General features: G+C 45.7%; 23 protein-coding genes. 16 read left to right on the top strand and 7 right to left on the bottom strand.

Annotation, left to right across the window (positions count from 1 at the left end; translation table 11 throughout):
- Position 1 precedes the first annotated feature (1 nt).
- Positions 2–463 (bottom strand): hypothetical protein, encoded by a 462-nt coding sequence (locus B2W60_RS02040; protein WP_292361603.1) that lies wholly within the window; start codon positions 461–463, stop codon positions 2–4.
- A 34-nt stretch (positions 464–497) separates the two neighbouring features.
- Between B2W60_RS02040 and B2W60_RS02035 the strand changes: the two genes are divergently transcribed.
- Positions 498–1262 (top strand): TatD family hydrolase, encoded by a 765-nt coding sequence (locus tag B2W60_RS02035; protein WP_292361602.1) that lies wholly within the window; start codon positions 498–500, stop codon positions 1260–1262.
- On the opposite strand, the gene B2W60_RS02030 is transcribed toward B2W60_RS02035, so the two are convergent.
- Positions 1263–1556 carry a ferritin-like domain-containing protein gene (locus tag B2W60_RS02030; protein ID WP_292361601.1) on the bottom strand — a complete coding sequence of 98 codons (294 nt, stop codon included), beginning with the start codon at positions 1554–1556 and terminating at the stop codon, positions 1263–1265.
- Positions 1557–1648: 92 nt separating this feature from the next.
- Here B2W60_RS02030 and B2W60_RS02025 point away from each other — a divergent pair, with 92 nt between their 5' ends.
- The 11 genes from B2W60_RS02025 to B2W60_RS01975 all read left to right on the top strand — a co-directional run bounded on the left by B2W60_RS02025 (position 1649) and on the right by B2W60_RS01975 (position 10860).
- Positions 1649–2560, top strand: a complete 912-nt coding sequence (locus tag B2W60_RS02025; RefSeq protein WP_292361600.1) for an AAA family ATPase — start codon at positions 1649–1651, stop codon at positions 2558–2560.
- Positions 2560–3525, top strand: a complete 966-nt coding sequence (locus B2W60_RS02020; protein ID WP_292361599.1) for a DUF58 domain-containing protein — start codon at positions 2560–2562, stop codon at positions 3523–3525. Before B2W60_RS02025 ends, B2W60_RS02020 begins: the two co-directional genes overlap by 1 nt.
- Positions 3515–5569 carry a transglutaminase TgpA family protein gene (locus B2W60_RS02015; RefSeq protein ID WP_292361598.1) on the top strand — a complete coding sequence of 685 codons (2055 nt, stop codon included), beginning with the start codon at positions 3515–3517 and terminating at the stop codon, positions 5567–5569. The genes B2W60_RS02020 and B2W60_RS02015 overlap by 11 nt, the downstream gene beginning before the upstream one ends.
- Positions 5570–5643: 74 nt before the next feature.
- On the top strand, positions 5644–6381 hold the full coding sequence (locus B2W60_RS02010) for a tRNA threonylcarbamoyladenosine dehydratase (protein ID WP_292361597.1): 738 nt from the start codon (positions 5644–5646) through the stop codon (positions 6379–6381).
- Entirely contained in the window at positions 6374–6874 is a 501-nt protein-coding gene (locus tag B2W60_RS02005) for a hypothetical protein (RefSeq protein WP_292361596.1), read from the top strand. The genes B2W60_RS02010 and B2W60_RS02005 overlap by 8 nt, the downstream gene beginning before the upstream one ends.
- Before the next feature lie 279 nt (positions 6875–7153).
- Positions 7154–7708 (top strand): TMEM165/GDT1 family protein, encoded by a 555-nt coding sequence (locus tag B2W60_RS02000; RefSeq protein ID WP_292361595.1) that lies wholly within the window; start codon positions 7154–7156, stop codon positions 7706–7708.
- Between the two features lie 58 nt (positions 7709–7766).
- A complete protein-coding gene (locus tag B2W60_RS01995; protein ID WP_292361594.1) occupies positions 7767–8261 on the top strand; it encodes an aminoacyl-tRNA deacylase in 495 nt (164 codons plus the stop codon).
- A gap of 178 nt (positions 8262–8439) precedes the next feature.
- Complete coding sequence (locus B2W60_RS01990; protein ID WP_292361593.1) at positions 8440–8790, top strand: ArsR/SmtB family transcription factor; 351 nt, start codon at positions 8440–8442, stop codon at positions 8788–8790.
- Positions 8787–9320, top strand: coding sequence for a rhodanese-like domain-containing protein (locus B2W60_RS01985; protein ID WP_292361592.1), 534 nt, complete (start codon positions 8787–8789; stop codon positions 9318–9320). The genes B2W60_RS01990 and B2W60_RS01985 overlap by 4 nt, the downstream gene beginning before the upstream one ends.
- Before the next feature lie 6 nt (positions 9321–9326).
- The gene (locus B2W60_RS01980; protein WP_292361591.1) at positions 9327–10151 is read left to right on the top strand and encodes a sulfite exporter TauE/SafE family protein; all 825 of its coding nucleotides are present in this window, start codon (positions 9327–9329) and stop codon (positions 10149–10151) included.
- Between the two features lie 13 nt (positions 10152–10164).
- Complete coding sequence (locus B2W60_RS01975; RefSeq protein WP_292361590.1) at positions 10165–10860, top strand: MBL fold metallo-hydrolase; 696 nt, start codon at positions 10165–10167, stop codon at positions 10858–10860.
- Between the two features lie 4 nt (positions 10861–10864).
- On the opposite strand, the gene B2W60_RS01970 is transcribed toward B2W60_RS01975, so the two are convergent.
- Positions 10865–11803, bottom strand: a complete 939-nt coding sequence (locus tag B2W60_RS01970; RefSeq protein WP_292361589.1) for a sensor domain-containing diguanylate cyclase — start codon at positions 11801–11803, stop codon at positions 10865–10867.
- 82 nt (positions 11804–11885) lie between these two features.
- The gene (gene dbpA, locus B2W60_RS01965) at positions 11886–13268 is read right to left on the bottom strand and encodes an ATP-dependent RNA helicase DbpA (protein WP_292361588.1); all 1383 of its coding nucleotides are present in this window, start codon (positions 13266–13268) and stop codon (positions 11886–11888) included.
- Positions 13269–13418: 150 nt separating this feature from the next.
- On the opposite strand from dbpA, the gene B2W60_RS01960 reads away from it, so the two are divergent.
- The gene (locus B2W60_RS01960) at positions 13419–14273 is read left to right on the top strand and encodes a hypothetical protein (protein WP_292361587.1); all 855 of its coding nucleotides are present in this window, start codon (positions 13419–13421) and stop codon (positions 14271–14273) included.
- A gap of 40 nt (positions 14274–14313) precedes the next feature.
- Here the strand turns inward: B2W60_RS01960 and B2W60_RS01955 are convergent, their stop codons facing one another.
- Both B2W60_RS01955 and B2W60_RS01950 read right to left on the bottom strand, forming a co-directional pair.
- Complete coding sequence (locus tag B2W60_RS01955; protein ID WP_292361586.1) at positions 14314–16617, bottom strand: mechanosensitive ion channel domain-containing protein; 2304 nt, start codon at positions 16615–16617, stop codon at positions 14314–14316.
- 180 nt (positions 16618–16797) lie between these two features.
- Complete coding sequence (locus tag B2W60_RS01950; protein ID WP_292361585.1) at positions 16798–17277, bottom strand: histidine phosphatase family protein; 480 nt, start codon at positions 17275–17277, stop codon at positions 16798–16800.
- A gap of 172 nt (positions 17278–17449) precedes the next feature.
- Between B2W60_RS01950 and B2W60_RS01945 the strand changes: the two genes are divergently transcribed.
- Both B2W60_RS01945 and B2W60_RS01940 read left to right on the top strand, forming a co-directional pair.
- Positions 17450–18145, top strand: a complete 696-nt coding sequence (locus tag B2W60_RS01945) for a hypothetical protein (protein ID WP_292361584.1) — start codon at positions 17450–17452, stop codon at positions 18143–18145.
- 120 nt (positions 18146–18265) lie between these two features.
- Positions 18266–18757 (top strand): hypothetical protein, encoded by a 492-nt coding sequence (locus B2W60_RS01940; RefSeq protein ID WP_292361583.1) that lies wholly within the window; start codon positions 18266–18268, stop codon positions 18755–18757.
- Positions 18758–18861: 104 nt separating this feature from the next.
- On the opposite strand, the gene B2W60_RS01935 is transcribed toward B2W60_RS01940, so the two are convergent.
- Positions 18862–20967: a TonB-dependent siderophore receptor gene (locus tag B2W60_RS01935; RefSeq protein WP_292361582.1), complete on the bottom strand. Its 2106-nt coding sequence runs from the start codon at positions 20965–20967 to the stop codon at positions 18862–18864.
- 265 nt (positions 20968–21232) lie between these two features.
- Here B2W60_RS01935 and B2W60_RS01930 point away from each other — a divergent pair, with 265 nt between their 5' ends.
- A complete protein-coding gene (locus B2W60_RS01930; RefSeq protein WP_292361581.1) occupies positions 21233–22444 on the top strand; it encodes an MFS transporter in 1212 nt (403 codons plus the stop codon).
- Positions 22445–22446: the final 2 nt, after the last annotated feature.

The following is a 22446-nucleotide window of genomic DNA, read 5'->3' as shown; positions in this document are numbered from 1 at the left end:
ATTACAGTTTCATCTCTGAAGGCATCACGCCTTTGCGTGCCTGCACCAATGCACTCCCCTCCAGCACAATCAAGGCGATTAACGTCAATGAAATCGGTACTAAAGCAAACCAACCGAGCACTGAACGCTGAATAAATCGCATGCTCTCATCGGCTTGTGACATGAGTAAAAATGAACCAAGACCAAATATGACGGCGGCAACCAGATAAGCACCCAGCAAGTACCAACATCGTTTCCAGGCAAGTTTCCAATGGGCTTGTACCAATGCAGTCTGGTCTTGTGAGTTGTACGCTTTATAGGCTATTGAGCCAATCATCACAAGGGAACCCAGCAGCGATAATGAGAAAATTAACCACAGGTTTCGGGTGCCAAACAAAATGGCCGGAACAAAAAAATGAAATATCGCCACGTTGAACATTAGGCGCTCATGTGGCTTACTGGCTTCATGATAGATTTCAGACATAAAGTGTTCCTCTGTTTATAAAGGCAGTATTAACATGTTGCACCTGATTGACAGTCATTGCCATCTCGACTTTCGCGAATTTGATACAGACCGCGACACTATCCTGCAAAACTGCCTTCAATCCGGTATCGAAAAAATTGTCATACCCGGTGTCACTGTCAGTAGCTGGCAAAAGCAAGTTAAATTATGTCAAAGCTCGCCAATGCTTTCGCTGGTTTTGGGATGTCATCCGATGTTTATGGATGAGCATCCGGATGATGCTGTGCAACTTCTGGATGACGCTGTACAACAATACAAGCCGATAGCAATCGGAGAAATCGGCCTGGATTTTTATGTTTCAAATGTCGATATGGCTGCCCAGTTAAGTTTGTTTGATGCCCAACTGGATATTGCCGTTAAATATGCTTTGCCGGTTATCCTGCACGTGCGTAAAGCCCATGATGAGGTGTTGAAACTATTACGCCAAAAACAATTACCTGGCGGCATCGTCCATGCGTTCAGCGGCAGCGCTCAGCAAGCTGAGCAATACCGCAAACTTAATTTTCTATTAGGTATCGGCGGTGCATTAACCTACCCAAGGGCACAAAGGCTGCAACGCCTGTTTACTGAGTTGCCACTATCGCAGATTGTGCTGGAAACCGATGCTCCTGATATGCCGCTTTGTGGTCATCAGGGGGAGCGCAATTCCCCCGAAAATATTCCGGTTATCCTGGAAAAGCTCAGTCAATTGCGCGGTGAATCCATCGCTCATATTGCTGAAATCACCTCCGCGAATTGTCGTCAATTATTTAATATCTGATTAATCGTGATGATGGGTGATTTCACCTTCAGTAAACAAATAATCGCGTAATTGCTCATCCATTTTTTTATCCTTGCGACGAATCCATTCCAGCGTCATCGCAGCGTGTTCTTTCTCTTCATCGCGATTATGCTCAAGAATTTTTTTCAATTCCGCATCTTTGCAGGCATCTACCCGCTGGTTGTACCAGTCAACAGCCTCCAGCTCTTCCATCAACGATACGATGGCACGATGCATATCTTTGGTTTCATCCGATAATTCATTAAACGGCTCGTGGTAACCTTCGTTTGACATATAAAACCCTCAAGTAAAAATAAAAGAACCCAAATCAAATTAACATGTCTATTCCGACAACAACAATAACCTATATCAATACAGGACTTTCCATGACGCAAGGCAGCACTGATCGCATACTCCACTCAATTAACGCGGTGATCCTGGGTAAACAACATGCCGTCAAACTGGCCTTATCCTGCCTGATTGCCCGAGGACATTTATTGATTGAAGATTTGCCGGGGGTCGGTAAAACCACGCTGGCACATACGCTTGCCACCACATTGGGTTTACGTTTTCAGCGGGTGCAATTCACCAGCGATATGCTGCCAGCGGATATTCTCGGTGTGTCGATTTATGATCCTGAAAAACACCAATTCAGCTTTCATCGCGGACCGATTTTTACCCAGTTACTGCTGGCTGATGAAATCAATCGGGCTTCTCCGCGCACGCAAAGTGCCTTGCTGGAAGCTATGGAAGAACAGCAGGTGACTATCGAAGGCGATAGCTATCCGCTGGAAGATCCTTTCTTTGTTATCGCCACTCAGAACCCAACCCATCAGATTGGCACATTCCCATTGCCTGAGTCACAACTGGATCGTTTTCTTATGAGGATTCAGCTGGGTTACCCCGATCATCAGGCAGAAAGGGCTTTGTTAATGGGAGAAGACCGACGACAATTACTCAGACAACTCGATGCCGAAATAACCCCGCACCAATTAATCAAATTACAACAAACTGCCAGCCATATCGCCTTGAGTGAAGCGTTAATTGATTATGTGCAGGCATTGTTACGTTACACCCGACAAAGTAGCCAGTTTTATAACGGTCTGTCGCCGCGCGCAGGCTTGGGGCTAATTCAAGCCGCCAGAGCCTGGGCGATGATCAGTGGACGGGATTTTGTACTTCCTGAAGATGTGCAGGCCGTGTTTCCCAGCATTGTGCAACATCGTCTGCAAGCCCGTGAACATCTGCAATCGGCGGATTGGGCGAACGATATTCTGCAGCAGGTGGTGATCCCCTGATGTGGGCCCGACAATACTGGCAGCGCTGGCGTCAGCAGCAGCGTTATCGCGTTTATATCCTGCCCAGCCGTTATGGATTAAGCTATTCGGTGTTGATTCTGGTGATGTTGCTGGGAGCGATTAACTACAACAACAGTCTTGGTCACTTGCTATGTTTTCTGCTGGTCGGTGTCGGCCATGTAGCCATGCATCACAGTTATCGCAATGTGCGTCAACTGGATTTTCAACTTGGTCAGGCTGAACCGGTATTTTGCGAACAGAACATACCATTGCCGCTAAATCTGACCAACCAGAGTCCCCGCCCCATCCGGCAATTGGAGATAGCCTATTTGCCATCAGGTCATCGATCAGCTTGGTGGCCGTTAAAACAATTTTCTCGCTATGTTGCAGTGTATAAGGCCTCAGCCATAGCTGCTGAGCAAACCAGTCAGCATCTGATCCCCATCCCAACCACCCGGCGGGGATGGCTGGAGTTAGGACGCCTCCGACTCTCCAGCATCTATCCTATCGGCCTGTTATTCAGCTGGTTTTTTATTGAGATCAAACAACGGGTTCTGGTCTATCCCAAACCAGTCGGCAATAAATCCCTACCGCTCGCTTCGGCACTGGAAGAAAGTGGTGTATTGCAACATCAGCATGGACTTGATGATTTTGCCGGCTTTCATCGTTATCGTGAAGGTGATGCCAGACAACATATTGCCTGGAAAGCGCTGGCGCGTGATGGTGTGTTACGCACCAAACAATTCAGCAGTCCGGCGGGCCAGTCATTGATGTTGCAGTGGGAAGCTGTGGCTGATTTACCTGATACTGAAGCCAGGTTGTCGCAGCTGTGCCAGTGGATTCTCACTGCTGATGCGGCCGGGATGCAATATGGTTTGAGCATGCCAAATCAAATGATTGCCGTCAGCAGTGGCGAACAACATCGGCACCAATGTCTGCAGAGTCTGGCGTTATATGGCGAATAAAAAACCCGTTATTGCCCCCTCAAAACCGGCTATTCACTGGCTGATGGTGACACTGACCATTATTGCGATTCCGCATTTCTTCTATCAGCCCATCTGGGTTGCACTGATATTCTTGTTCATGATGAGTTGGCGGCTGATGCACAGCTGGCGAGGATGGCCTCTGCCCGCCGATAAACGCTTGTTAAAAGGTCTGCACTCGGTCAGTGCCGTACTGACTATCTTGCTGGTGTTTTACAGCTATGGCATCACCATTGGCCGCGATGCAGGTGTAGCGTTATTGACTACCATGGCTGCCTTTAAGATTGTCGAAGTGAAAAGTCTGCGGGATTATTACCTGAGCTGTTTTATGGGATTTTTCCTGGTAATAACCCACTTTTTCTTTAATCAGACGATTCCGATAGTCATTTTAATGCTGGTCAATGTGATCCTGCTGACCAGCTGTCTGATTACCGTCAACGAAACTGACAGTTCTGCAAAAAGCCGGGTTAAACAGGCTAGTATTATGGTGCTGCAAGCCACACCGTTAATGCTGTTATTGTTTGTACTGTTTCCTCGTATTTCCGGTCCGATATGGGGACTACCGAATGACGCCATGGATATCCCTGACAGTTTGCCAGACAGCATGACATTGGGCGAATTACCGCCACGCAACAGCGCAACCACTGGAATGTCTGATGACATCACTATTGGCAATATCAGTCAGCTGATTCAATCCGATGCGATCGCTTTTCGCGTCAAATTTGATAACAACCGGTTTCCAGACAGACAAAATCTATACTGGCGTGGCCCGGTGCTGTGGCACACCGATGGTAAACGCTGGTTACCGTTGCAGGATAATCAAAAACAGTCCGATGCCGTATCAAAAATCCGCGTTTCTGGAGAAGCACTTTCCTACAGTATGACTCTGGAACCGCATGATCGGCGCTGGCTGTTTGCACTGGATTTTCCAACGGCCTATCCTGCAACCATGCAGACCCGACTGAGTGGTGATGGCGAATTAAACAGTCAGGAAACCGTCAAACAACGCATCCAATATCGGCTCAGCTCCAATACCGAGTATTTATTCAATCCGCTGAATGACCCATATCTGCGATATGGGTTAAATTTACCGGAAGATCATCATCCCCGCAGTCAGCGACTAGCCAGACAACTAATCGAAACAAGTGAATCAAATGAGGCTTATATTGATGCGGTTTTAGCATATTTCCGTCAGCAGAATTTCAGCTATAGCCTGACACCACCGGCTTTGCGTGGCGACACCATTGACCAGTTTCTATTTGAGACCCGGCAAGGGTTTTGTGAACATTATGCTGCAAGTTTCACCATATTGATGCGTGCCGGGGGCATTCCGGCCCGAATTGTGACCGGTTATCAGGGGGGTGAGATCAACCCAGTCGATCAGGTTCTGACCGTTCGGCAACGTGACGCCCATGCCTGGACTGAAGTCTGGCTTCCCAACAAAGGCTGGCTCAGAATTGATCCCACCGCCGCAGTATCGAGTAATCGGGTAGACTTCGGTATGAGGGATTTATTGCCAGCTGAACGACGCTCGCCCAGAGCGATTGCCAACAATGATCGGTTGGTGGAAATGTGGCAATCCGCCAAAAACAATTGGGATGCACTGAATAGCGCATGGGATATGTGGGTAGTCAGTTATGGACCGGAAAAACAATTGGAATTGCTTAAAAAGCTTGGCATGCAGCAACCGGACTGGCAAAAAATGATCCGCTGGCTGGCAATTGGTATTGCAATGGTATTCATCTGGATTGCCTGGACCACGCTAAGACTGAAGTCTCATTCGACAGACAGGGTACAGCGCGCCTATTTGAAATTTTGTAGCACACTGGCACGACATGGCATCGAAAGACAGCCGAATGAAGGTCCAGAGGCGTTTGCCATACGTGCGCAACAGGCTTTTCCTGCTTACCAGCAACAAATTTCTACCATAAGCACACTGTATATGCATGTCCGTTATCGTGGTGATGCCAGTGAAAACGATTTTATACAGTCAGTAAAACAATTTAAGCCTCAACATTCAGCCTGAAATAAGCCGGCTTTGCCATTAACGGGCGGTTATCGGAAAATAGCGGCAATTAAAATTGGTCCAGAGGTAAATTCATGGCGCACAACAACCCATTATTTGAGCGCACCCATATTTTGCTTGGCGATACTGGTATTGAACGGCTGCAAAACAGTCATGTTTTTCTGGCCGGTATGGGCGGCGTCGGCTCTTTTACGGCAGAAGCTTTAGCGCGCATGGGTGTGGGCAAAATGACACTGGTGGATCATGATGTGGTCTCAGCCTCCAATATGAACCGTCAGTTGGTAGCACTGAACTCAACAGTCGGTAAATTAAAAGTCGAAGTCATGGCACAACGGATCGCAGATATAAATCCGCAATGTGAACTGAACCTGATTACTGAATTTTTAACGCCGGAAACGATTCCTGACACGCTCAATCAAGGCTTTGACGTAATCATTGATGCGATTGACAGCATGAGCAGCAAAACCACCCTACTGGAAACCGCATGGCGTAATCAGTTGCCGGTATTCTCCAGCATGGGCGCAGGCGGCAAACTTGATCCGAACCAGGTGCGTACCGGCGATTTAATGAATACGTCTATTTGCAAACTCGCCAAACAGTTACGTTCACATTTACGCAAGCGCGGTGTCGGTAAAGGTATCCAAACCGTTTATTCGCTGGAGTACCCGTTACCACCATTGCCCCCGGAACCAGTCAGTCGCGGACGGGCCCGTGCTGTAAATGGCACGGTGAGTTATATGCCCTCTATTTTCGGTTTAACGCTGGCAGGCCTGGTAATTAATCATATTATTGGTGATGCCCGACGTGTCTGATCCGCAAAATGTGGTGAATTGCACAGCGTATTATCAGCAACATCTGCAAACACTGCTTCAGCCTTACGGTATTGAAATCAAACCGGTTGCTGAGCATGAAGCCATACCCGGCAGTTTCTTTGGTGAACGTGAAGCTGGACTGCTAGGCAATCAATTATTGCTGCGGCTTGATACGCCAGTACATTCGGCACTACATGAAGCCGGGCACTATATCTGCATGGATGGTCAACGGCGCATTACTTTAGATACCGATGCGGCCGGTGATTACGACGAAGAAAATGGCGTCTGTTATCTGCAGATCTTACTTAGTGATTTTCTGCCTGATCTCGGTCGAGATCGGATGATGCTGGATATGGATAGTTGGGGTTACAGTTTCCGCCTCGGCAGTGCCAAAGCCTGGTTTGAAGAAGATGCCGAAGATGCGCGGCAATGGTTAATCAAACACCACATCATTAATGAAAACGACCAGCCCACCTGGCAACTCAGAGAATAAAAAAACCATTCATTGCAGCAAATTAACAGCCTGCTTATAATGCCCCCTGTCTTAGGGGAGTAGTCTACCCATCTTAGGGCCTGTTTATCTCTCATCGACGATGAAAGACAAACAGACCCTAGTGCGTGAATCTGTCAACATACTTGTGTCCTCAAGACGCATGGCAGATTCGTGTCATTCGCTGGAATGGCATTGGCAAGACCTGAGGCAAATAACAACTCCATAGGCGGGTAGTTGTTATTTGCCTTTGGTTTTTTATCCCGCCTGAGTAGCCAAATCATGGAAGCTTTTTTTGTTTCAACCACCACCGTTGCCCTGGCGGAAATTGGTGATAAAACCCAACTCCTTTCGTTATTCCTGGCAGCACGTTTCCGTGCCCCCATTCCCATCATTTTCGGCATCTTATTCGCTACCCTGCTTAATCACGGTCTCTCCGCCTGGCTGGGAGTATGGATCACTGAATTCATCTCTCCTGAAACTGGCAGGTTACTTATTGGCATCAGTTTTATTGCGGTTGCTTTATGGATATTAATTCCTGACAAAGAAGAAGATGCTTCTTCCAACCTGAATCGTTACGGGGCATTTGTCGCAACTTTAGTGTTATTTTTTCTGGCCGAGATCGGTGACAAAACGCAAATCGCCACCGTTATTCTGGCCGCCCAATATCAGCAGTTCTTCCTTGTTACATTGGGCACAACCCTTGGCATGATGCTGGCGAATGTCCCTGTTGTCTTATTTGGTTATCAGTTGATGCAAAAATTACCGTTAAATGCAGCGCGTTATGCAGCTAGCAGTGTTTTTATGGTTTTGGGGCTGCTCACTTTTATGCTTTGACAGTTTCGGTGGTAAATTCATACAGTAAGCGTTTTCGAATCACTTAGATGGAGAATCCATGAGCCAGACTATCAGCTCCCCGGTCACTGAATTATTAACTCAGCAAGCAATAGAGTATGAAGTGATCGAAATTCCACTCAGTGAAGATAAAAAACCTATCCGTAATCTGGAGGAATTACTGAGTGGTCAGGGCCGTAATCCTAACTCGGTGATTCGTAGTCTGTTATTTAAAACCGGCTCGGATAAATTTATCTTACTGGCAGTCGCCGGCGGCGGACGAGCCGATTGGGCGGCTTTACGAAAGCATCTCGGTGAGAAAAAACTGCGCATGGCAGAGTTTGATGAAGTCTCAGAGGCAACAGGCTATGTCGTTGGTGCCGTACCGCCTATTGCTTTACCTCAAACTGTTACGGTTTTAGCTGATAACAGTGCATTTCAATTTGAGCAGGTCATTATTGGCAGTGGTGTACTGGGCTATGCGCTGTCATTAAACACCAACGATCTCCAAAAAGTCATGTCTGAGGTGCCGGCAGGCGAGTTTGTAAAAATATAAGGTTAACAACTTTAGGCTGGCGACCTGCTCGCCAGCTTTCATTTCACTAAACTGGAAACTATCTCTTACGACTGAGTAGCTAAAACGCCAGACAAGTTAATAATAAAAATCTAATTTAGATTTCTCTAATTTAGAAAAATCGAATATACTTGCAACATTATTTTTGCAAGGACATTCCATGACCACCCAGACCTTGTCATTTCCTGACATGAGCGAAATGCATACGCATGCCAAGGCGGCCGCAGAGTTACTCAAGCAAATGAGCAATGAGCACAGACTGATGATTTTATGTGCATTGGGAAATCAGGAACTGGCCGTGAGTGAGCTCAATCATTTGGTGCCGCTCAGTCAGTCTGCCCTATCACAACATCTTGCCAGCCTGCGCCACGCTGAATTAGTGGTCACCCGCAAAGTTTCACAAACGGTCTATTACCGTCTTAATGGCGACGCCGCATTGCGTATCATCGCGGTACTGCAATCACTTTACTGTCCTGAATATCAAACTTCTTCATGTGGAGAAAACTCATGAGTTATTCGATCGAAAAACCTGAAACCCTATTTGCGAGCAAATCACCCAATGATGCATGCATTATTGATGTTAGAACTTCTGCCGAGGTAAAAGCAAAAGCGTTACCTGGCGTTATTCATCTGCCTTTACAATCCTTTACAGTTGATGCGCTGCAACAGGCTATAAAAGAACAAGCGCTAAAACCTGAGAAGATTTACTTTTTATGCCATTCAGGACGTCGCGCCGAATCCGCCGCCAAACAAACAGATGGGCAAGTTAGCCAATCATTAGTTGTCATTGATGGTGGCATTCAAGCTGTTGAAAAGATGAATCCTGATTGGGTGATTACCCAAGGAAAAGCTATTTCAATTGAACGTCAGGTACGTATTACTGCGGGTGGTTTGGTGTTACTGGGGGTGATTTTAGGGTTTGCGATACATTCAGCCTGGTTTGCCCTATCCGGTTTTGTCGGCGCAGGACTGATGTTCTCAGGAATAACCGATAGCTGTGCGATGGGCATGATCATCGCCAAAATGCCATGGAATAAATAAAAAATCATGCTGCTGATACTGGGCATTGTGATTGGTTTATTGCTGGGCCTGACCGGCGCAGGCGGCTCGGTATTTGCCGTACCACTTTTGATTATGATTGGCGGCATTTCAATTCATGAAGCGGTGACATTGTCGTTAGCGGCTGTCGCTGCCATCACATTGTATGGCAGCGTACGAAATCTCACAAAACAAACTATTTTATGGCTGCCAGCGGCCTTATTGGCCGGTAGCGGCATATTGGCGGCACCGCTTGGCAAAGTGTTAGGCACGATGCTCAGTGAAACCATACTGATGGCAGGGTTCAGTATTTTAGCCATCCTCATTGCCATTCGTATGTGGTTGACGGCAACAACGATGCCGGAAGCCAGTAAAGTCGTACGTGGCAGTCATTTATCATTAGAAAGCACTAATGGCCTGCTGTGTAAATTCAGTCCAACCGGCCAATTTCAAATGCGTCCAAAATGTATGAGCGGCCTGCTGTTGGGCGGTTTAATGGTCGGCTTGTTATCCGGATTATTCGGCGTGGGCGGTGGGTTTCTGATTATCCCTTTGCTGCTTTTGCTCAGTCAGGTCAGCATGATACAAGCGGTCAGCACCTCATTAGTGGTCATAGCGCTTATCAGCAGCAGCGGTTTTATTGCTCATATTGTATTGGGCGAAACAACACATTTGTCATTGGTTTCACTGGCCTGGTTAATTACCGGCGGTTTAATCGGTATGTTTGCGGGACAGTTACTCAGTCACAGGATTGCCAATGCCAGCTTACAGAAAATCTTTGCCATCGGTTTGATGGCAGTTTCCGCACTGATGTTATTCACACAACTGATATAGGATATAAATCACCATGCTATTCAGACAACTTTATGAAAAACATTCGTCAACCTACACGTATTTAATTGCTGACAATGAAAGCAAAGAAGCCCTGTTAATTGATCCGGTGGTTGATGAAACAGATGGATATTTGAGGTTATTGAACGAACTGGGATTAACCCTCAAAATCGCCATGGATACCCATACTCATGCCGATCATATTACGGCTCTGGGCAAACTTCGTGATATAACGGGTTGTGAGACCTATATGGGACAACAGGCCAATTCTTCCTGCGCCAATGACAGTTTCCATGATGGAAGCCAAATTGTTGTCGGAAAGCTGACCCTGACAGCACTGCACACCCCTGGGCATACCGATGACTCTTACAGCTTTATGCTGGAGCATGCGGGTCAGAAATATCTGTTTACCGGGGATACGTTATTGATTCGTGGCACTGGTCGAACGGATTTTCAAAATGGCAGTGCAATAGAACAGTACAGCAGTCTGTTCGACAAATTATTGAAATTTCCAGAGGACACGTGGGTCTATCCGGCGCATGATTATAAAGGCTGGATGGTCAGTACCATCGGTGAAGAACGCCAGCATAATCCACGTTTGCAAGTGAAAGATGTGGTTGAATACAAGCAAATCATGGATAACCTGAATTTGCCCAATCCTAAAATGATGGATGTCGCCGTACCGGCTAATCGCGCCTGTGGCAATATTTAATTGCTCAGGCAGACTGAATGCAGTTACGGCCTTTTTGCTTGGCCTGATAGAGCTGTTTATCTGCTCTATCAATCAGTTCATTATGCTCATCATTTGCCGATGGAATCATGGTGCTGACGCCCAGGCTAATGGTGAGCAACTGACTGACTTTTGAGCGGTCGTGAGGGATCTGTTTTTTGAAAAGTGCCTGCCGACAACGCTCGGCTATGGACCAGGCGGCATTATTATCTGTTTCCGGCAACAGCATCACAAACTCTTCGCCACCAAAGCGTCCAAAAAAATCCCGGGAACGTACGGCAACATTATTCAAGGTTGCAGCAACCTGCTTCAGACAATCATCACCCTGCAAATGACCATAACAATCGTTGTATTCTTTGAAAAAGTCGATATCAATAACGATCAATGACAATGGCTGTTTATTCTGCCGAGCCTTTAGCCACTCAGTTTCAATGACCGTATCAAACATGCGACGATTGGCTACACCGGTCAATCCATCTTTGAAAGACAGTTCTTCAAGTTCTTTTTGTAACTTGATCAGTTCCTGTTCCGTTTTTTTACGTTCACTGATATCAAACATAAAACCAATTAAGGAATCGACCTCACCATTTTCCTTGCGAACCACATGAACTACATCGCGGATCCAAACATAGTCGCCATTTTTTGTCAGTGCTCGATAGTCGGCTTCATGATCAACGCCTGACTGGGATTGCGAAACACAGAAATCCACTACCCACTGCCGATCTTCCGGATGCATTCGGGTTGCCCAGTCTTCAACCGACTGCCAGCTGGAAGGCTCCCAACCCAGCAGTTCTTCAATCTGTGGACCGATATAGGTGAATTGCAAAGTTGCCCAATCAATTTTCCAGGGAATAGCCCTGGTCGATTCGAGCAGCGTTTTGTAGACACCGTTATCGGTGGGGTTGTCGTTTATCAAATCGGTCATGGCAACACTCGTTGAGACTTACCGTTAAGGGTACTTATTTCCACAACATAAACAAGGTTTTTATAATCCATTCTGAGTCAATTTAACGTATTTTTCTGGCCCGAATTGTACGGCCTTTGATTTTTCCATCGGCCAGATAATTCATTGCCTGTCGCAATGCGGATTTGCTTACAGCCACATAACTCGACATATCAAAAATATCGATCTTGCCGATATCGGCACCATCCAACCCAGCATCCCCCGTCAATGCCCCTAAAATATCTCCTGGTCGAAGTTTGTTTTTACGCCCGGCATCCAGTTGAATAGTCACCATATTGGCTTCAAGAGTATAACTGTCATCGCGATCCAGCGAAGCTGGTACATCACAGCGACACGGTTTTTTTTGATATTTCTCAATTGCCAGCATGCGTGGCACTTCGGCTTCAGCTACCAGACTCATAGCCAGACCTGACTCTCCTGCCCGACCAGTTCGACCGATACGATGTACATACACTTCCGGATCACGTGGTAATTCATAGTTAATCACCATTTCAATCGCTTTGATATCCAGCCCACGCGCGGCTACATCGGTGGCAACCAAAACAGGACAACTCTGGTTGGCAAAACGCACCAGGACCTGATCCCTTTCACGTTGTTCCAAATCGCCATGAATGGGCTGGGCATCAATTTTATGGTTACGAAGCCATTCTGCCACTTCATCACATTGTTTTTTGGTATGACAGAACACAATCGCGTTTTTAGGCTGATAATGCTGAAACAACATTAGCAATGAACTGTTACGCTCATGCTTTTTGATTTCGTAAAACAGCTGCTCGATGACCGCTTGTTGATGTTGTGACTCAACCGTCACTCGTGCCGGATCACGTTGAATGCTGCGACTTATCTGTTTAATGCTATCGGGAAAGGTGGCAGAAAAGAGTAACGTCTGCCGCGAGCTGGGCGTCTGTCCGATAATGTCCTGCATCGCATCGACAAAGCCCATATCCAGCATGCGATCCGCTTCATCCAGCACCACTGTTTTAACTTTATTGAGCTTCAAAGTGGATTTTTTCAGATGATCCTGAATCCTTCCCGGTGTGCCTACAACAATATGTGCACCGTATTCCAATGACGCAATTTGTGGGCCTAACGGTTTACCCCCGCATAACATCACCAGTTTAAGATTCGGGATAGAACGTCCCAGACGACGTAATTCTTTGCCTACCTGATCGGCCAACTCCCGTGTTGGGCAAATAATTAAGGCTTGCACGGCAAAAAAGTCAGGCTTAATCGTTTGTAAAAGACCAAGGCCAAAGGCAGCGGTTTTACCACTGCCGGTTTTTGCCTGAGCAATCAAATCCTTGCCCTGCAGGATCAGTGGCAGGCTCTGCGCCTGTACAGCGGTCATTTGTTTGTAACCGAGCGAATCAAGTACAGCCAGTTGTTCAGCAGGTAACTTCAGCTTAGAAAAATCATTTTCAGACATGGGAAACTTTAAACAGAGAAAGATAGCGCGCATGATACCAAAAAGCTCGCTGAAACATTGCTTTACCTGAATTTACATTCATGGCAATGAACCCCAACACAGACTGCAAGTCTGATAGTCATCAGCCAGCCAAACTGTGAGGTAATGGCTATGTCATTCATTAAAAATCTATTTCTTCCAGCTTTCACCGCCAGCCTGCTTACTGGACTAATGGTATTTATACCAAGTCAACACAGTTATGCCGATGTGTCGGTGAACGTGCAACTTGGTCAGAATCTGCATAATCGACCACACTATGGTATTTCGGGAAACCGGCATTATCGCTCCCCTTCTATCGGTATTACTGGCCACCGTTCATTTGGACTGGATCCCAGGCTCAACCACTTCAAGCAACCTCGTTATAAACCGTATTACCGACATTACGATACAACCCGACCTCGTCATCGAACAGGCTATTATGGTTTTCGAGGCAACAGTATCACCCTGATTACACCGATTGTTTATTCTCAGAATTATCAAAATGCCGACCCTATACGTCGCTATACAGCTAATTCATCACGGCCCCTTTCCACAGCTGCGTCTATATCAAACTATTCCAATATTGATGGTTGGGAAGCATTATCACGCTATGAATCAACAACAGCGATTAATGCCTTTAAAGCGCAATCCAGTAAAAATCCCAAAGCTTCTTTACCCAAAATTGGTTTTGCTTTAGCCACGGCTTTACAGGGTGAAACGGATAAAGCATTTTGGGCTTTGAACCTGGCATTAATTGCCGATACCAGTGATCTGCGTTATTTCAGCGCCGATCCCGGCCTGCAATTGGTGATTGATGATTTATTGGAAAATTATCATAACAAACCTTTGATGACGGCCACCCTGCTTTATTTGAAGCAGGATTACCGTTCAGCTCGAACACTGATACAAACGGCATTGAATGAATGCGATAACTGTTCCGCCACTCGGAATATGCAGCGGTTAATACAGCAACGGCTCCATGGATAAATAAAAAACACCCTGCCGTTATCAACAGGGTGTTTACTGTTTAATGTTCTTCATCGAAATCCTGTTTATGCTTTGGATTGGATTTTGATGATTTTGAGCTTGTTGTTTTTTCAGGCTTCTGCTCTAACTGAATGGCAGAATTTGCATCCGAGTCTCCGACCATTTTCAGCGGTGCAGGTGGCGCTGAGCCATCTTTATCCTGACCAAAGTAAATGGTCATATGCGGGAATGGAATCTCAATGCCCGCCGCATCCAGATGCTGTTTAACCAGACGATTATAAGCCCGGCCGACACCCCATTGTGTCCCCGGAAGGGTTTTAATACGTACCCGGATATTCACCGAACTGTCCGCCAGCGCGGTCACACCATGGACTTCCAGTTCGTCGATCAGAATTTTTTCACGCTGTTCAGGATCAGCCATTAATTCAGCAAACGCTTCACGCAGATGCACAATGACTTCATCTGTATTTTCACGATACGCCACACCATATTCACCAACATGGTAAGCAAACTCCCGCATAAAGTTGGAAACAGTATCCACCGCCGAAAACGGAATCATATGGTAGGTACCGGATAAATCACGTAAGCCTAACGAACGGATAGTAAGTTTTTCAGCGGTCCCCGTAATACCACCAGCTGTCACAATATCTCCGGCATTAATGGCATTTTCCATTTGAATAAATACACCGGTAATCACATCCTGAACCAGTTTCTGGGCACCAAAACCAATAGCCAGACCCAATACACCAGCCCCTGCCAGTAATGGTCCGATATTGACACCTATTTCTGCCAGCACAATCATCACTGTCATAATGATCAGAGCAATCGCTGCCGCATTACGGAAAATGGTCAATAATGTTTTTGCTCTGGCCGTAGGCATCTGACCATCATCATTAGGGTTTAGCCGATGCTCAATCCAGCTGGCCAGAGCAATCCAGATGGCCATCGCACCCACAAGGATCGCCGCCACACTGATTACTGTACCGATAGTCTGAATACCCGCATCTGAAGCTAACCAGGCCGAAAGACTGAATATTCCCCACGCATCCAGAATCACGGCAGCAACCACTACGACCAGCAAAATGCGTAAGGTTTTATAGATATTGGGCACAAATCCATTCAACCGTTCTTCGAGTAATGGAAAACGTGAACGCAAATCATCTGAAACATGTACCGGACGACCAATGGTTTTGGCCATAAATTTTGCCACTAAGCCGCCAATCACTAATGCCAGAATCGTTTGGAAAGTGGCTTTAAGCATCATCGGCAAGGCATCCTCCGGACGAAGTAATAATGCTCCCGCCATTACGGCAAAATAAACAATACCCAACACATGCCAGCTGCGCGCAAGAATTCCCAGACTGACCCGTGAAAAACTAAAGGTGGACTGCTGCGCGTGGAATAACAAACGTTGTTTGACTAACATGCGGTTTTGCATGATCACCAGGACGGCATAGATAAATGCACTTAATACCACCAATACACTGACCAACTGGCCAATCACCGGATTAATATTCAGATTGACAAGTGGCACCACCAATAGCATGCCGTAGCCGATATAATTGGTTAAACGCACCAGCCAGATATGCCAGTATGTCGCACTTTCAGCTGAGATGGGTAATAAACGCAAAGCATCATCCCGCCCAGCAAAGACGGTTCTCAGAATCACTTTGAATATTTCAATCGCCAGAAAGGCATTCAGAAATAGCGATTGACTGACATTCATCTCACCATTACTGCCAATGGCAAATAAAGCCACAGCATAACCGGCTACCCATGCCAAAATAACGGTTAGTAAATCAACAACTGCAGCCAGTAAAATCGCGCTGAATTTTCGAAAAACCGGATATTCGCCATCTGCTTCAGCCCAGTTATTGGCACGGCGAAAAGCATGGCGTGCCAGACTGCGCAGCACGTAAAACATCAATAACGTGGCAGCAATCACGACGACCAGAAAGAAGATTTCATCCAGTATCAGCTGCCAATCAAACGCGCTTTCTTGATCCGAATCCGTTCCGGTTAAAGCAGAAAAACCCGCACTCACTGTTGAAACAATTTCCTGGGCGACGGCTTGGGTTTTATTAGCAATTTGCCGGGCAAAAGTGGGCTCAGCTACCAGACTGACTGAATCAGTCTCTTTATCCATCGCGCCTGCGGCTTCGGCCAAATCACGCAGTTCGGTAATGAGTTTTTCACGTGCCTGCTCATTTTCAAGCGTATCGGCAAGTGCCGAGTAATGCGTTTCGTTATTGGATGAAGCAGCAGGTTCAGCCCATACCATGTCGGTAAAACTGAAGGCTAACAACAATGTCATCAGCAGACCCGAAGTTAACTTCCATTGCATATCAAAAATCCGCACGATGCTGAGATCTCCCTTGTTTGGTTTCGTTATTTTTTAATCGATTGCAAGCCTAAAGGCTTGAGACTGATGCCATTAGTAAATTTTTCCGGAATCCGAAAGCATTTTACTGAGCCGGCTAAAAGCGAGTGTTTGTGTTAAAGGACTCTAACAGGGCAAAAGGGTTCATTGCAAAACCGATACAATTTCCAACGCCTCATTTTCATCCACTTCCACTATGACCCCTTCACCGGATAAGATGAACTCATCTAACAGCCCGGAAATATTAACCTGATGAGTAATATAAATTCGGGGTTTCTCTGTTTGCTGCTGAACAATATGTGTCTTCCAGTCCTGCAGAAATTGTTTTTTTAAATGGCGATTTGATGCATGAAAAAACGAATTCAATGCCGTCAGCTTTTGGGGACTTCCAAAGCCCAGTAGTTCCGCTGTTTCCAGACAACGGCACCATTCACTTGAATAAACCTCTGCATCGCTGATACCCAGATCACGAAGTTTATCGCCCAGCTCAATGGCTTGTTGTCGGCCTTGCTCAGATAAATTACGTTGTGACTGGCAATCTTCCAGTTCGAATCCCGGCGGATCACCTACTCCAGGAGCAAGCGCATGCCGGAAAATAATGATTTGCTCGGCAAAAGCTTGCACGGGCAAGAATCCCAAAACGAAGAAAACTATTCGCAAATATGTCATTTGTTCGCAGTCATACAGTCAAACTCATTTTTCAATTGAGATTATTAATGAACATACGTAATTTAAAGGAATCACATGTGTATGATTCCATTAGGTTCAAACAGTTCATTTGAGTACCGGAGCCAATATGCCCGAAACATCCATGTCACGAAAACTTACTCTTTTTTTACAGTTTCTTTTGTTTATCGGGCTGGCCGGGGCAATTTGGGAACAACAATGGCTTAATGTGGTGATTACCACCGGCATAATCATCATCACATTATTCCCGATTTTGCTCGCCAAAAAATTCAATGTGCATGTGCCACCTGTATTTCAGCTGATGGCAATCGGCTTTATTTTCGCGTCAATTTTTTTAGGTGAAGTTCATGGCTATTACACCCGTTTCTGGTGGTGGGACATTGCACTGCATACTACTTCAGGATTTTTGCTGGGAATTACAGGTTTTCTTCTGGTTTATTTACTGAATGAAAATGACAGTATTCATATGCAGATGCAGCCCGGATTTGTGGCGTTTTTTGCTTTTATGTTTGCGCTGGGAATGGGGGCTTTGTGGGAAATATTTGAATTTTCGATGGATAAGATTTTCGGCACCAATATGCAAAAACCGATGTTCGGCGATCATTCAGGTTTAACGGACACAATGTATGACCTGATTGTTGATGCGATTGGCGCGTTGATTATCTCGATACTTGGTTATGGCTATTTGAAAAAAGCTCAGGCGAAATCTTTTCTCGAACGCTGGATCTTTTCATTTATCGTGAAAAACCCGCGTTTTTTTAACAAACACAAAAACACATCGAATAAATCCAATCTGCCAGACTGACTTGTAGCAGCTTGTGACATCTTCCCTAATAAATCAGGACTAACTCTGATGTACTTTTAGCCCTAGCACTCTAGTATGCCCCTAAATTGCTGTTTGTCAGCAATGTCATCTGGAGTACACATGTTAAAGCTGTCTTTTGCATTACCACCATTTTTCATATTGAGCTTATTACTGATGTTATCGCTGGGAGGCTGTGAAGGAAGTGATGCTGTTCCGGAAATGGAGACTGCACCGATAGTTGATGAAGATAAAATCCCCCTGTGGCTGGACGGACAAGTTGAAATGTCACCGCAGGAATGGCTGGTAAAACGCAGCCGTGCAGAAGTAACAGATGAAAGAGCAGAAATAGAACGAACCGCAGAATTACTGGTTATCGCGGCTGACCGGTTCGATGAAAGTCACCGGATGATTGCCAATCGTGCAGCACAACTGGAAGATATGTTGCTCGAACATCGCATTAATGAAACCGCGGTAGATCGATTGGAATGGTTTACCAAGCTGCCAACATTACAAACTCCGCACAGTTTCTCGGCACTTTGTCAGTACTATTACAATCTACGTACCCAAGGTAAAACCGAAGACGAAATCATTCAAAATCTGCTGCGGATCTAAGGCAGCATTTTTCTGGTAATAAGTGATTTTTAAACGGCTGGATATGCATTATATTACTATTATTCGGGCATCATGATGATGCCCGAATCTTTATATCCAGAGAATTAATATGTCCAGGTAACAGAGCCTATGGCACTTCTTGTTGCACCGTAATTAGCCTGTCCCCATTGCGGACTTTCAAAATATTTTTCATTGCCGACGTTATACAAATTCATAGCAAGTGTAACGTTTTGATTGAGCTGGTACTGGGCAAACATATCCACCAAGGCATAACTTCCCTGCACTTCAACATCGCCAACGTAAATTTCATTTTGCCATCTTACCCCGCCACCGACATTGAGTCCGACAACTTGAGGTACATGATAACTTGCGGCTACTTTGAATTGATTAGTGGGTATAAAGGTTCGAGTTTTATCACCATTTTCATCCTCTATATCCAAGTGTGTGTAACCCATACTCAGGTTTAATCGATCTACCACTTCACCAGATAATTCAATTTCATAACCTTTGCTCTCCATCTCAACACCACGGTAAATATTTAGTCCCGACGCAGCATCACGATCAATCCATTCACCAAAATTTTCCTGTCTGGACTCAAAACGCGCTAAGGTTAATACGGCGCGGCCATCATTAAATTCCTGTTTGATACCAATTTCTCTACTTTCACCTTTCACCGAACCTAATGGCGATAGATCTGCGCCAACCCATGTCTGGGCTTTGAACACTTCACTGTAGCTACCATAGAGCATGGTTCCATCAATAACTTCATAGGTAACACCTGCATAAGGCACCGTCTCTGAATCCGATACTTTTTGTGGGGCACCATAACTGTATCCATCCTGTTCAATCTTGACAGTTCTGGCACCTAGTAAAAAGGAAAGCCTGTCAGTGGCACTAAGTCTGGTTGAGAAATAGGCCGAGTCTTGGTCTTGATCAATATTGGTTGATTGGGTGTCTGCATCATAAACATCAAATGCTGGTCGAGGGGTGTATCCTGCAGCCCAATTAGAACCAACCGGGGCGTAATTCCATTCACTGGAGTAAATAGATCGTCCTGTAAGTTTAATATCAGCTTTATTGATGCCGACCACCAGCTCATGTTCCCTGCCGGCTAATTCAAACTGACCACTAAGATAAAGATCGAATATTTTTTCTTTATCTTGTGCATCATAATGACTGGCATGGGCTGTTAAACCTTCTTCAGTAAAGGCATCTGGGCTACCCGAAAGATAGAATGAATCCCACTGTTTTTCTTGTTTATTCTGAGTATAGATAGCTTTTACTGACCAGTTCTCACTTAACTCATGATCCAGTTCGGCAAAACTTCGTGTTTGTTTCACATCCTGATAAGCCCAATCTGGCGCGGTATTAGTCGACACGTCATAACTGGTTAACGTACCGTCGCTGTAAAAAAGTGGTAAAGCACCTGAAGAATTACCTTTGCTGTATGTATCATTTACACTGTGAGCTAAGGTCAATTCGGTTGTATCTGTCAGATCAGCTGAAACAATGCCATAAAATACATCCCTATCGGTCGTATATCGGTCCAGGTAAGAGTCGCCTTTTTCTTTTGCGACGACTAATCGACCACGTACTCGCTCATTTATAGGCCCCGAAAGATCCACATCAATTCGACGTGTATTCCATGAACCATAAGATGTTTTCGCAGAAGCATGAAACTCATCAGTAGGCCGTTTACGAACAAAGTTAATTGTCGCTGAAGGATTAGCAAGCCCGGTAATCAAACCACTTGCCCCCTTAATGACTTCGACTTTTTCATACATTGCCGTGTCATCATGACCTTGAGTCAGTCCAAATGAAAATGGCACTCCAAGACCATCGTACTGGAAATTGACTATGTCGAAACCGCGCGCGGTGTAATAGGTTCGTCCTGTTTCAACCTGCTCAACCGTTACGCCCGGGGCATATCTCAGTAGTGTATTCACATCACGTAATGCAAAATCCTGGATCTGGTCATTCGAAATAACCGATACGATTTGAGGTGTTTCAAAAACAGTCAAATCAAGTTTGGTTGCTGATTTGGTTTCTTCTGGTTCCCCATAAACATGAAGTGAATCCAGACTGACATTGTCAGACGTTTCTTGCTGTTGCTCTTCTACTTGGGATTGTTGTTCAGTATCGGCAATTGCCATTCCACAGCAAAGTGATGCTATAGAAAATGTGATAGCGCGTCGTGTATCAGACTTCATAAACCCACCTAGATAAATTTAAAAAAGTTTACACAATGATATTTGCTAATACAAACGATTTGCATTTACATTGCATTAATTAAGATATACAAAACTCGCCCTGGAACCCTTCCATCATAAAATTGATAAATCAATGGAACACTCGTGCCAGCAAACTTGGTTTAACCGGATTCGCACGCACTGATTCACTGCTTTATAATTTTTAGTGATTTACTTTTCTGCTATTGGAAAAGCTGCGGCCCACTTACCTTTCACGTCGGAATCTATGACCACACCTCAAGCAAACAGTTATTTCAGTTTGATCCGCAACCAGTTTGGTTTGCTGGCCATTGGTTTTATCGCACTGTTCACCGGTAATCTCGGACAAAGCTTTTTTATTGGTCTGTTTCAGTCTGATATTGCCAACTCATTAAATTTATCCGCGGGTGAGTTTGGTGCAGTGTATGCCGCGCTCACCATGATCAGTGGATTTCTGGTACTGCATTACGGCCAGAAACTGGATTGGATTGCTCCACGGCGCTATGCATTGTTAGTGCTGACCGCATTACTTACCGGCGTTATTTTACTGACCACTTCACCTTGGCTGATCCCCGCGGTCATTGGTTTAGGCCTGGTCAGATTATGCGGTCAGGGATTGATGACGCATTTTGGTAGTACTTTGGCTGGGCGCGAATTCACTGTTAATCGTGGCAGGGCTCTGGGACTGGTCAGTCTGGGTATGCCTTTGGGTGAAATTATTTTAGCGCCGGTTATCGCCTTATTAATCGGATGGTTGAGTTGGCAGCAAATCTGGTGGGCAGTAGCAGCGATTATTTTTCTCATTTGGATAGTGTTATTGTTTATGGCGCCCTGGCCTGAGGCACCTGAAATCAAGCGTGATAGTAGTGGCAACCAAATCAAGGGTCCCAATCCCTTGCTGGAAAAGCGATTCTGGCTGATTATTCCTCTGACCATGGCCTTGCCGGTCACGCTGACCGGTATTTTTATTTTTCAGGCACAAATGACATTGGATTTAAACGCTACCACCACAACCTATGCTTTGGGCTTAACAGCGATGGGCGTTGCCCGTTTTCCCGGAGCCTTGCTTGGCGGACGCTGGATTGATGAGTTAGGCGTGTCACTGCTTGCCAGAATTTATCTGATGCCATTTGCTTTAGCCATCATTCTGGCTGTTATTGTGGGAGGAAATGCAGGCGTTTTGATTTTAATGATTGGGGCCGGTATTTCACTCGGTATGTCCTCACCCGTCGTTGACAGTTTGTTGGTTGTGCTGTGGGGGCGGGAACATCTTGGCCGGGTACGCAGTGTGAAATCTGCCTTAATGGTGTTTTCAACCGGTCTGGCACCTGCCGTTTTAGGCTTTTTAATTGATGGTGGCGTGCAGTTTGAAGTTATCCTGCTGGGGATGCTGACCTTTATGATATTGGGTTGGTTACTGGCGTTAAGCCCTATTCGAGAAGCTCAAAAACAAGTTTGATT

The sequence above is a fragment of the Methylophaga sp. UBA2496 genome (assembly GCF_002341635.1).
Taxonomy (GTDB): Bacteria; Pseudomonadota; Gammaproteobacteria; order Nitrosococcales; family Methylophagaceae; genus Methylophaga.
The sequence above is the reverse complement of the archived record's forward strand: the minus strand, read 5'-3'. Positions and strand labels throughout refer to the sequence as shown.